The following is a 12,889-nucleotide window of genomic DNA, read 5'->3' as shown; positions in this document are numbered from 1 at the left end:
GCAACCGGTTGCAATGACGTGCGTAACACTTTATATTTAGATTTGTAGGTAATTTAGAACGGGGGCAACAACATGGCAACCATTAAAGATGTTGCGCGTCGAGCAGGGGTCTCACCATCGACGGCTTCAAGAGCACTACACAATAGTCATATTATTAGTAAAGCAACGCGTGAACGGGTGGTCAAAGCAGCGCATGAATTGGATTATGCGCCAGACTTTAATGCACAGTCACTAGCAACGAAGGCAAGTAGTACGGTTGGCGTAATTTTGCCAGTTGATCATCATGAAATTTTTTCTAACCCTTTCTTCTTAGAAATGATTCGTGGCATTAATGAAGTTTGTAGTAGTAGTGGTTCTCTGATTACTTTGGCGACTGGGACTACTAGGGAAGAACTTTTAAATAATATTGATGTCATGATTGGTCAGGGACATATCCGGACGTTCATTTTATTATATTCTGAACAAGATGACCCGGTATTGGCACGCTTAAATGAGAATAATGTCCAATATGTCGTCATCGGGAAACCATATACAGCAGTGAACAAGACCTCGTATGTTAATAACGATAATATTCAAGCAGGATCAGATGCAACTAGATATTTATTGAAGTACGGGCACGAAAAAGTATGCTTTTTATATTCTGACTTATCAAAAATGGTCCAAAGTGACCGAATACTAGGTTATCAGCGGGTAATGATGCAAAATCAGTTACCAAATATTATGTTAGAAGAACGTTTTGAAAACCATAATCATAGCATGCAAACACTGACACGTTTCTTTGAGACATATCCGGATATTACTGGGTTCGTTGTAGTTGATGATATGTTGGCACTAAAGTTGCAACAAGTATTGCATAGCAAGCCTGAATGGCAGAATAAGCAGTTATCATTGATTGGCTTCAATGACTCGGTTTTCTCAGATGTTGCACATCCGACACTTACTTCCGTTGCAGTCTTCCCGGAACGACTTGGAGAGGAAGCGGCAAAAATCGCCCTCATCGATCATTCTGAAACCGAATTATCAACGGCTGTAATTGTCCCACACCAAATTGTGGTACGCCACTCAGTATTTGATGTACGAAAATAGTAATAGCTGTAATTTGCTGGGGGAGATTAACGAATGACAACATTAAGTGATGTAGCAAAACAAGCAAATGTTTCAAAGATGACGGTATCTCGAGTCATTAATCATCCTGAACAAGTCCGAGATGAATTAAAACAAAGCGTTTTTGAGGCGATGAAGGAACTTAATTACCGACCAAATGTTGCCGCACAGGCGTTAGTGAATAATCGTACACAAATTGTTAAGCTGTTTATCTTGGAAGATATGGATACAACTGAACCATACTACATGAATTTACTTGCTGGAATAGCTAAAAAATTGGGAAAAGAACAATATTCGTTACAACTCATTACAGAACATAATTTCGATATCGGTGGGTGTGACGGCTACATCATTACAGGGATGCGGCATAACGATTATGAGTGGATACGAAGCCTAGAGAGACCTGTTGTTCTGTTTGGTGAAAATCGAGAAAATTTTGACTACTGCGATACTAATAATCAGCTAGGTGTAAAAATGGCAACGGATTATGCTATTAAGCAGGGTTATCAAACAATTGAATTCATCGGAATGGATGTTAAGGAACCATTCGAATATTCGCGTGAAGCCGGGTATATGATGAGTATGCAGGAGCACCGGATGGCAACCGTTATTCATCGATTTGATAATCATAGTCATTTAACGATGGAATACATCCAGCAAAACTGGGGACGACTACATGCTAATACTTGTTATGTATGTGCCAGTGATCGGTTAGCTTTTGGAATTGAAAAAGGGCTATCGAAATTAGATGCAAATATCCCGATTGATTTTGGAATTATTGGATTTGATGGTGTTTTTCTAAATCAGGTTGCAACCCCTAAAATAACAACGGTTCAGCAACCGATATTTGAATTAGGACTGCTATGTGCTGAGATGTTATTAGCAAAAATTGCTGGAAATGGAAAAACACAAGGTGTACGCCAATTGACACCCGTACTGTCAATTGGTGGGTCAACGCGAAATAATGTGGTCTAATGATTTAACGAAGTGGATGGTGAGGTATCGTATACCGAGCGATTCACTTATTTATTGCTAATAAAAGTGTTACCGCTAACAAACATAATTAACTTGTTTTAGTTATTCATTGTGAGTAATCTGAACTTAATCAGTCATGGTCGAAAGGGGAGGCTATCATGGGAAGCTGGCATACGAACCAAGTTATTTATCAAATCTATCCCAAGAGTTTTCAAGACTCAAACAATGATGGAATCGGGGACCTTAAGGGAATTATTGAGCGTATTCCATATTTGAAATCATTAGGTGTCACAACAATTTGGTTGAATCCAATATACGTGTCACCTCAAGTTGATAATGGTTATGATGTTTCCAACTACTACACAATTGATGATAAGTTAGGCTCAATGGCAGATATGGAAGTATTGATTCAACGTCTGCATGAGCAGGGGATGTACCTGATTATGGATTTTGTGATGAATCATACCTCGGATCAGCATCCGTGGTTTAAAGATGCCGTACAAAATCCAAAGGGGTTATATCGCGATTACTACTTATGGGCGAATAGTAAAGATGGTGGTTATCCAAATAATTGGGGCTCCTTCTTTGGGGGAAGTGTCTGGAGTCGCGACCCTGGAAAGACTAAGCAGTATTATTTTCATTTGTTTGACTCTCATATGCCGGATTTGAATTGGAATAATCCGGAAGTTCGCAATTCAATGCTAGAAATTGCGAAGTATTGGGTTAATAAAGGAATTGACGGATTACGCTTAGACGCTTTTATTCATATCGATAAGGCAGACTTTGACCAAAATGTGCCTAATGGTTCGGATGAACCGGTTGTTGCTGAAGAATTTTATGCGCATCTACCCAAGGTTCAGCCCTACTTAAAGCAATTTTGCTCACAGTTGAGAGCAATCAAACCCGATTTGTTTATTATTGGGGAAGCGGCTTCGGCAAGCCCAGAATTGCTGGCAGAGTACAGTAGGCCCACTAATGGTGAGTGCGATGCTGTCATCACTTTTCGGTCATTAGTAGATAAAATTCCCCAACCTGATTCGGAATTACCGTTAACCTATCAACCCAAGCAATTAGATGTTGAGGGTATGAAACAACAGTTGGCAACCATTGAGGCCAAATTAGCAGGTATCAGCTTACCAGTACTTTATTGGAGTAACCATGATATGGCTCGGTTGGCTAGTCGTTATGCAAGTAAATGTTACCGCTTACAAAGCCTAAAGTGCCTTGCAACCATGTTGTATTTACAGCGTGGCATTCCAATTATTTACTATGGTGAAGAGATTGGAATGGATAATCTGAAGCTTGACCAGCCTATTGATTTTAATGATCTGACAGTGACTGATTTTTATGGAAAGGCTATGCAACAAGGCTATACCCATAGCGAAGTGATGCAGATGCTTAATCAAACCCATAAGATCCCTGCACGGGGAAGCATGCGATGGAATCAGCAACAAAACAATGCTGGCTTTTCTGAACATACACCTTGGTTATCTGGAAAAACACATTTGGTAGACGTTGCTACTGAGGAAGATGATGCAGATAGTTTACTTAATTTTTATCGCAGCTTAATCAAGATTAAGCGAACTGAGCTTTTTACCAGTGGAACCGAGATTATAAAGAACACCCCGCAAGGCATCTATCAATTTGTTAGAAGACTAGGAAAATCAGCGGTGGTCGTAACTTGTAACCTTACGGATCAGTCTATTGAAATTCCAATGATTAAAAACACGAGTACTCGATTTGCAGAAGGAAAGATTCGGATGCTGGAGGATACTGTGAGTTATGGTCCGTGGGCATTTACAATCAAAGACATTTTGGAGGATTAAACTAATATGGCAAAAAATACATCTGTGGCGCTACGTAATAAAATGATTTATTCGATTTTTCCACGTAATTATACCGATAATGGTGGATTTAATGCGATTAAGAATGATTTATCCCGAATTAAAGATCTGGGAACGGATATTGTTTGGCTCATGCCAATATATCCAGTTGGACAAAAAAATCGGAAGGGCTCATTGGGATCTCCCTATGCAATCTCTGATTATCGGGCAATCAACCCGGAATTAGGTACAATGTCAGATTTTGTTGAGTTATGTAACGCAATTCATGACCAGGGAATGAAAGTGATTATTGATATCGTCTATAATCATACTTCTCCAGATTCTGAGCTGTTATCTGCCCATCCTGATTGGTTCTATCACCATTCAGATGGTAGTCTAGGAAATCGGGTGGCTGACTGGTCAGATATTATTGACTTGGATTATCAGAACCATGACTTATGGCAATATCAAATCGATACGTTAAAAAAGTGGGCACAATATGTGGATGGCTTTAGATGCGATGTGGCACCTCTAGTTCCGCTTGATTTTTGGCTTAACGCACGAGAGTCACTTGAAGAATATAAGCCTGGTTTGATTTGGCTAGCGGAGAGTAATGATCCTGAGTTTATCAAACATGTTCGTGACGCCGGATTTGATGATTTATCTGATAGTGAGCTCTATCAGGCGTTTGATATGGTATATGATTATGATGTTCTAGATGACTTACATGCGACAGTTGCAGGAAATCGTTCGCTTGGAGAATTCAGTAGAATACTCCAGCGACAAGACATTATTTATCCTAAGAACTATGTTAAAATGCGTTTTTTGGAAAATCATGATGTTCCACGTGCTGCCGATTATATTTCAGGAGATAGGGCATTAAGAAATATGCTGGCCTTTAGTCTATTTGAAAAGGGGAGTAGCTTGATCTATGCGGGAGAAGAGTTCGGAAATGAGCATACGCCTAGTCTATTTGACAAAGACCCAGTTCAACTAAGTGGACGCTATGACTTTAGTGATTTAATTAAAGGTATGATGGATTTGAAGCATGGGCAAGCAGACCTATTTACAAAGGGTGCCTATGATGTTGTCGATACTAATGACAATGTTGTTCAATTGTCATACAAGTATCATAATCATCAAATAGTCGGCTATTTTGCTATTCATCCGTTTAAAGGAACTGTCAAGGTCAATATGAAAAATGGTCTATATGAAAATTGTCTGACAAATTCAGCGATTAATGTCGAAAATCATGAATTGGTTTTTGATGGGGAACCGGTTATTATTATTAGTTAACTAACGAACCTTGCTAATTTATTTTTTAATTTATAGTGCGTTTTGTAAGTGGCTGAGAATCGCTGACAAACCGCACTATTTCTGCATTTTGAGTAAAAATAAATGTCGAAATTCGGTGATTTGTGCAATCGATTGCACGCTAGATTAAAGTCTATAACCACTAAATTTAGAAGGATTTATGAAGGTTGTATGAATTTTGTTATCGATAACATTTTGAAATACCTTGCGTAAGCGCTTCCAAAGTTGCATGATTAAGATTGTTATAAAGGTTGTGCAATTTTATAAACTAAGTAGGGGGTAACATCATGACAATCGGATGGAAAAAGTTAGGCGTTTCAGTTTTAGCCGGCGCAATGGCCTTAACATTGGTTGGCTGCAGTAATAGCAATTCTTCATCGTCTGATAAGAAAGTCAAGATTACAATTTTTCAGGGGAAAGTGGAATCGAATAAGCAATTCAAACAAATTGCCGCTCGGTATCACAAATTACATCCAAATGTAACCATCTCGGTTTCATCAGTTGGTGGTGGGACGGATTACAGTCCTGTTCTAAAAACACGGATTTCTTCGGGGAACGCACCAACTATCTTTAGTTTAGCTGGTCCTGCAGATGTAAAACAATTTGCATCTCAAGAAGCTGACTTATCAAATACCAAGGCTGCTAAGGCTGCTCAGCCAGGAACCTTGGATGCGGTTAAATCAAATGGTAAGACTGTTGGGTTGCCATTTAATGTTGAAGGTTATGGTTTCGTTTATAACAAGAAGATCTTCAAAGAAGCTGGAATTGACGCAACTAAGTTAACCACCATGTCTAAGTTGACAGCTGCAGTTAAGAAGCTTGACTCACAAAAATCAAAATTGGGAATCAAGGGCGTCTTCTGCTTACCAGGTAAGGAAACTTGGATTTTATCTGACCATTTAGCTAACTTGTATGTTGGACAACAGTTTAAGGGTAATGCGCTTAAGATGTATAACTCTAAGAGCATGAAGTTCACTGCTAACAAAGAAATGAAGAGCATGATTGATTTACAGAAGCAATACTCTGTTGGTCCTGTAATGCAATTAGACTACTCTGCACAAGTTAACCAAAACTTCTCACAAGGTAAAGTCGCAATGATTCAACAAGGTGACTGGATTTATTCAACTGTTGAACAAATCGATAAGAAGTTCGCACAAAACGATATTGGTATGATTCCAATTCCTGTTAAGGGCTATGAAAACAAATTACCTGTTGGGACTTCACTTTACTGGGGTGTTAACAAGAACAAGTCACAAGCTGAACAAAAAGCAGCTAAAGACTTCCTTGATTGGATGTACACTTCTAAAGAAGGTAAGAAGTTAGTCGTTAACAAATTACACTTTGTACCAGCTTACAAAGGATACAGCAACATGAAGATGAAAGATGCGCTCTCACAAGTCGTATTCAAGTACTCTAAAGAAAATAAAACTATCGGTTGGGCATTCCCTGCATACACTGGTACGTCATGGGATCCTAACACATTCCAACCAAACTTACAGAAGTATCTCTCTGGCAAGCAAAGTTGGACAACAACTGTTAATAACTCAATTAAAGGTTGGACTGAGCAACAAGCATCCAAATAGTTTGAGTTAACGGTTCAAACAGATTTCAAAAGAGGGGATTTATTTATGAAGAATCGAAGCTTATCATTCTGGCTCTTCCTAACGCCAACCCTCGTTGCGTTAGCACTCGTTGTCTTCATTCCTGCAATTATGGGTGTCTTCTACTCATTTACGGATTGGGACGGCTTGGGCTATACTCAGATTCTCGGTTTTAAAAATTACATCACACTTTTCCACAACGCGGGCTTTTTAGCTGCATTATGGTTTACCGTTAAATTTGTAATTGTAACCGTTATCTTGTTAAACGTAATTGGTTTAGGATTGGCACTGTTGGTTACACAGAAGTTTAAAGGCAACAATTTGTTGCGGACGATCTTCTTTATGCCAAACCTAATTGGTGGGTTAATTTTAGGATTCATTTGGCAATTTATCTTTACACAAGCTTTTGATGCACTTGGTAAAGCGCTCCATATGAATTGGCTGACCGGCTGGTTAACCGATAGCACGACCGGATTTTGGGGATTAGTTATCGTTACTGTATGGCAGATGAGTGGTTACATTATGATTATTTATATTGCTTATCTACAAAATATCCCTAGTGAGGTCATTGAAGCGGCTGAAATGGATGGAGCCTCTCCATGGCAACGATTCGTCCATATTACATTCCCAATGATTGCACCGGCATTCACAGTATGTATGTTCTTAACGCTATCGAATGGGTTCAAGATTTACGATCAAAACCTTTCATTAACGAATGGTGGTCCGTATAAATCAACTGAAATGTTAGCGATGAACATTGTCAATACGGCTTACTCAGAAAATAATTTTGCCTTAGCTGAAGCTAAAGCTTTGATTTTCTTCCTAATCGTGGCTGCGATTTCATTATTGCAAGTTCACTATACCCGTAAGCGGGAGGTGGATCTGTAATGAAAAAGACAAGTCGAGTACTATTGGGGCTCTTAGGGTTGTGTTTAGGAATCGTTTGGGTTTTTCCATTTTACATGATTCTGACTAATTCCTTTAAGACGCCAAAAGGTATTTTTGCCTCGGTATTGAGTTTGCCAGGTCAAGCAACTACTGCGAACTATAAGAATTCTTTTAAAGCGCTAGATTTTATGAACTCGCTTGGACATTCATTCTTGATTACGCTAGTATCCGTACTCATCATCGTATTCTTCTCATCGATGGCTGCGTATGCACTACAGCGGAATAAGAGTAAGTTGAGTGGCGCGTTGCTAATGTTGTTCGTTTCGGCAATGTTAATTCCTTTCCAAACAGTTATGATTCCTTTAACTGCTAACTTTGGTCATGTGCACATGCTTAACATGTGGGGATTAATGTTCATGTATTTAGGTTTCGATGCTAGTTTGTCAATCTTCCTGTATCAAGGTACGATGGGAAGCATTCCAATTGCGATGGATGAGTCCGCCGAATTGGAAGGTGCAAATCGATTCCAGATCTTCTTTAAAATTATTTTTCCAATGTTAACACCAATTACAGTTACGGTTGGTATTCTGAACATCATTGCGATTTGGAATGACTACCTGTTGCCATCACTAGTATTGCCGCAAAATCAGTATACGATTCCATTACAGATGTTCTTCTTCTTTGGACAGTATACAAAGCAATGGCACTTGGCGTTAGCTGGATTAACGTTATCAATCATTCCAGTTATTCTGTTCTACGCCTTCGCACAACGTTACATTATCAAGGGTGTGACAGATGGTGCTGTCAAGTAGATAGTGACAAGAATAATTCAGAAGGGAGGACCATTGAATGTTAAACCTGCAAAGTAAATTTGGTCAAAAACTGTTAGTAATTGGTAATTGGATTGCGGCGGTTGTAACGATCAATCTTGTTTGGTTCATAATCACGTTGCCAGCGCTAATCATGTTGGTATTGGCTTTGAGCTTGCCCGTGAATGTCGTCTATGGCGCAACGATTATGATCATTTGGGTAATGTTAGCAGCGTTCACTGTACCAGCGACGACGGCAGCGTATCAAGCCGTGAGTGCATGGCAAAGGACGGATAGTGGTTCTTTCATCAAGGTAACTTGGCTGAATTATTTGAAAGCGCTAACGGATTGGCAATCTAATGTGCTCACTGCACTAATTATGTGTTGCTGGCTAACAGTATTTCGCATATCGACTGCTAATGTTGCGATGCATGTTGCAGTATTAGTGATTGGGTTGGTGTTGTTAGCACTTTGGAATGGTAATAACTATAGCAAAGTAGCTGATCAAAGTTTTTTAGAATTAGTTGTTGCACATCCATTTAAATTATTGCTATCAGCAATTGCAATGATTGGACTGTTTGCAATTAACTTTGAACTACGATTAATTTTCTTCATTCTGTTGTTCAGCATGTCGTTATCGGCGCTCATCACATACCGGTTGTTTAATTCGCGTGTTGAAATTGATAAAGAAAAACAAATTGGCTGAAACGAAATAATTGAGGATAGAGGAGCGTTTGCACGATGGCAGAAATTAAATTGGAACATATCTATAAACGTTATCCTGGAAATGACGAGGATTCTGTAACAGATTTCAATCTGGATATTAAAGACAATGAATTTATTGTGTTTGTTGGTCCTTCAGGTTGTGGTAAATCAACAACACTACGTATGATTGCGGGTCTAGAAGATATTACCAAGGGTGATTTAAAGATTGATGGAGAAGTCATGAATAAAGTCCACCCTAAAGATCGTAATATCGCAATGGTTTTCCAAAACTATGCGTTATATCCACAAATGACGGTCTTTGACAATATGGCTTTTGGATTGAAAATTCGAAAGATGCCTAAAGATGAGATTAAGAAGCGTGTGGACAATGCCGCACAAATCTTAGGATTAACAGACTATCTTAGTCGGAAGCCTGGGGCATTATCCGGTGGTCAACGGCAACGGGTTGCCTTAGGACGTGCGATTGTCCGTGATGCTAAGTTGTTCTTGTTGGATGAACCGCTATCTAACTTGGATGCTAAGCTACGTGTTCAGATGCGGACTCAAATTGCGCAACTACATCAACGCTTAAAGACGAATATGATTTATGTTACTCATGATCAGGTTGAAGCGATGACTATGGCTGATCGAATCGTCATCATGAATGATGGTAAGGTTCAACAAGTTGGGACACCTGATGACTTATACAACCGGCCGACTAACAAATTTGTTGCAGGGTTCATGGGCTCACCATCGATGAATTTCTTCGATGCAGAACTTAAAAATGGTCGTGTTTCAAATGGTCGCGGGTTGGATGTCGCGGTACCAGAGGGTCGTTTGAAAGTGTTGCGTGAACAAGGCTACGATGGCAAGAAATTGATCGTAGGTATTCGTCCAGAAGACATTCACACTGAACAAGTCGCCTTGGAAGCAATGGCGGATGCTAAAGTTGAAGCGACTGTTGAAGTTTCAGAGTTTTTGGGAACTGATTCGATGCTATATTCACGTACTGGTGATACGGAGTTTGTGGCACAAGTTAATGCTCGTGACTATCACAAGCCTGGTGAAGAGGTTGATATGGCATTTGAAATGAGTAAAGCCCATTTCTTTGATGTCGAAACTGAATTAACGATTGAATAATCATTAGTCAGAATAGTTAGTACGATGGAAAAGGGCTGGTGGCATAAATGTCGCGAGCCCTTTTTTACCGGCTGTCTGAGAGGAGCAATTACAATGAAACGCATTTTTGAAGTAGATCCGTGGCACGTTGTCAGCCACGAACTCGTTCCAGCGGATAAGCGACTACAAGAGAGTATGACGAGTATCGGTAATGGCTACATGGGCATGCGGGGCATGTTTGAGGAGCATTACTCGGGCGATACGCTAAAAGGAATTTACATTGGTGGGGTCTGGTATCCCGACAAGACGCGGGTCGGCTGGTGGAAGAATGGCTATCCGGATTACTTTGGTAAGGTGATCAATTCGGTCAACTTTATCAAGGTCAATGTGACGATTGATGGCGACCAAGTCGATTTGGCGAAGGACAATGTCAGTGATTTCACCTTGGACCTCGACATGTACACCGGAATTTTGCGGCGGTCATTTATCGTGACGAAGGGTGAAAAACGTGTTCAGTTCATGATTGACCGGTTCGTCAGCGTGGCACAAAAGGAATTATTCGATGTGCACTATAGCGTTCATAATTTGAGTAATGAACCGGTACAAGTCAGCTTTATGTCGCAGATCGATGCGGACGTCTTTAATGAAGATGCCAACTATGATGAACAGTTCTGGCAAGTGCTCGACAAGAGCCATGCGATCACGGGTGGCAGTATGTTTGCCGAAACCAAGCCGAATGACTTTGGCACGCCACGATTCACTCTTGGCATGCAGATGTTGCATGAAACGTCGTTGCGGGGAATCAACGCACCGGATGCTGAAAAAGCCGTCACGAACATTTTCCGTGGCGAATTAGCGCCGGATGAGACTAAGAATTTTGAAAAACGAGTTTTGGTCGTGACTTCGCGCGATTATGCCGACATGCCTGCGATGCGGACCGGATTGGCTGAGTTAAGTGAAACTGTCAGTTCGCAGTCATATGAAGACCTGCGTCAGGCACACGTTGATGGCTGGGCACAACGTTGGCAATTGGCCGATGTGGTCATTGACGGTGACGATGCGGCGCAACAAGGGATTCGCTTTAACCTCTTCCAGCTGTTCTCAACCTACTATGGCGAAGATAAACGCCTGAACTTAGGGCCTAAGGGCTTCACCGGTGAAAAATACGGTGGTGCCACATATTGGGATACCGAAGCGTTTGGCGTACCGTTCTACCTATCGTTGGCAAAACCAGAAGTGACCGAAAACCTCTTGGAATATCGGTATAATCAGCTGGCTGGTGCGTTCCACAATGCTAAAATGCAAGGATTGGCGGGCGCACTCTATCCGATGGTGACCTTCAACGGGATCGAATGCCATAACGAATGGGAAATCACGTTTGAAGAAATTCACCGCAACGGCTCGATTGCCTATGCCATCTTTAACTACACGCGCTATACCGGCGATGAGACCTACTTGAAGACTAAAGGTATCGACGTTTTGACTGGAATCTCACGTTTCTGGGCGGACCGGGTTCACTTCTCGCAACGGAATCAGCAATACATGATTCACGGTGTCACCGGGCCAAATGAATACGAGAATAACGTCAATAACAACTGGTACACCAACTTCATGGCACGCTGGACGTTGGAATACACGTTGGCCAGCTTGAAGAAGGTCAGTGCTGATAAACGGGCGGAACTCAAGATTACTGATGATGAATTAGCCAAATGGCAGGACATTATCGATCGGATGTACTTCCCACATGATGACAAATTGGGCATCTTCGTTCAACAGGATGGCTTCCTAGATAAGGATGTTCAGCCTGTCTCAGCCATCCCAGCAGATCAGCGGCCCATTAATCAGCACTGGTCATGGGATCACATTCTCCGGTCACCGTATATTAAGCAGGCGGATGTCTTGCAAGGCATCTACTACTTCATGGATCGGTTCACACCGGAAGAGAAGAAACGCAATTTTGATTTCTATGAACCACTAACGGTCCACGAATCAAGCTTGTCACCAGCTGTCCACGCCATTTTAGCCGCTGACCTGCACTATGAAGATAAAGCGGTCGAAATGTACGAACGGACTGCCCGGCTTGACTTGGATAACTACAACAATGACACGGTCGATGGGCTACATATCACGTCCATGACTGGCTCATGGTTGGCAATCGTTCAAGGCTTCGCTGGCATGCGTGTGACTGACGATACGTTAGCCTTCGCACCGTTTGTTCCAAAGGCTTGGACCCGTTATCAGTTCCACGTGAACTTCCGCGGTCGCTTGCTCAAAGTCGATGTTGACCAACAGGGGACGACCGTTGAATTGGTCAGTGGTAATCCATTGACCATCGAATTGAACGGCAAGACCGTCGAAGTCGCAAATACGGTCTCCACAAAATAATAACCTGCCTTGATTCACACCTGGCCGTAACTGGTGGGGATCAAGACTCAACCCTAGAATGATTCCAAGTTCATTCTAACCTACTCCTAGAGGGCCCGTATCGTTTTGATGCGGGCTTTTTGGGCGTCAGGAAACTTGTGCGAATGTGGTGGTTAACGGTGATCAT

The 12,889-nt window shown here is 41.3% G+C and carries 10 protein-coding genes; all 10 read left to right on the top strand.

From position 1 onward, the window contains the following. Nucleotides 1-72: 72 nt before the first annotated feature. Nucleotides 73-1,086, top strand: coding sequence for a LacI family DNA-binding transcriptional regulator (locus KGF65_RS04510; protein WP_088770251.1), 1,014 nt, complete (start codon nucleotides 73-75; stop codon nucleotides 1,084-1,086). A gap of 33 nt (nucleotides 1,087-1,119) precedes the next feature. Further along, complete coding sequence (locus KGF65_RS04505; RefSeq protein ID WP_101872643.1) at nucleotides 1,120-2,079, top strand: LacI family DNA-binding transcriptional regulator; 960 nt, start codon at nucleotides 1,120-1,122, stop codon at nucleotides 2,077-2,079. Nucleotides 2,080-2,237: 158 nt separating this feature from the next. After that, on the top strand, nucleotides 2,238-3,905 hold the full coding sequence (locus KGF65_RS04500) for an alpha-glucosidase (protein ID WP_101872644.1): 1,668 nt from the start codon (nucleotides 2,238-2,240) through the stop codon (nucleotides 3,903-3,905). 6 nt (nucleotides 3,906-3,911) lie between these two features. Beyond that, nucleotides 3,912-5,198 (top strand): alpha-amylase family glycosyl hydrolase, encoded by a 1,287-nt coding sequence (locus KGF65_RS04495; protein WP_101872645.1) that lies wholly within the window; start codon nucleotides 3,912-3,914, stop codon nucleotides 5,196-5,198. A 305-nt stretch (nucleotides 5,199-5,503) separates the two neighbouring features. After that, on the top strand, nucleotides 5,504-6,799 hold the full coding sequence (locus KGF65_RS04490) for an ABC transporter substrate-binding protein (RefSeq protein ID WP_216748154.1): 1,296 nt from the start codon (nucleotides 5,504-5,506) through the stop codon (nucleotides 6,797-6,799). 45 nt (nucleotides 6,800-6,844) lie between these two features. Then, complete coding sequence (locus KGF65_RS04485) at nucleotides 6,845-7,705, top strand: carbohydrate ABC transporter permease (RefSeq protein WP_216748153.1); 861 nt, start codon at nucleotides 6,845-6,847, stop codon at nucleotides 7,703-7,705. Beyond that, nucleotides 7,705-8,517 carry a carbohydrate ABC transporter permease gene (locus KGF65_RS04480; RefSeq protein ID WP_088770245.1) on the top strand — a complete coding sequence of 271 codons (813 nt, stop codon included), beginning with the start codon at nucleotides 7,705-7,707 and terminating at the stop codon, nucleotides 8,515-8,517. The genes KGF65_RS04485 and KGF65_RS04480 overlap by 1 nt, the downstream gene beginning before the upstream one ends. A gap of 37 nt (nucleotides 8,518-8,554) precedes the next feature. Continuing rightward, nucleotides 8,555-9,220, top strand: coding sequence for a hypothetical protein (locus KGF65_RS04475; RefSeq protein ID WP_101872646.1), 666 nt, complete (start codon nucleotides 8,555-8,557; stop codon nucleotides 9,218-9,220). 35 nt (nucleotides 9,221-9,255) lie between these two features. Then, nucleotides 9,256-10,359 carry an ABC transporter ATP-binding protein gene (locus KGF65_RS04470; RefSeq protein WP_088770243.1) on the top strand — a complete coding sequence of 368 codons (1,104 nt, stop codon included), beginning with the start codon at nucleotides 9,256-9,258 and terminating at the stop codon, nucleotides 10,357-10,359. Between the two features lie 93 nt (nucleotides 10,360-10,452). Then, on the top strand, nucleotides 10,453-12,723 hold the full coding sequence (locus KGF65_RS04465; protein WP_050337931.1) for a glycoside hydrolase family 65 protein: 2,271 nt from the start codon (nucleotides 10,453-10,455) through the stop codon (nucleotides 12,721-12,723). The last annotated feature ends 166 nt before the right edge of the window (nucleotides 12,724-12,889 follow it).

Source organism: Lactiplantibacillus sp. 30.2.29, from assembly GCF_018991255.1.
Classification (GTDB): domain Bacteria; phylum Bacillota; class Bacilli; order Lactobacillales; family Lactobacillaceae; genus Lactiplantibacillus; species Lactiplantibacillus pentosus.
The sequence above is the reverse complement of the archived record's forward strand: the minus strand, read 5'-3'. Positions and strand labels throughout refer to the sequence as shown.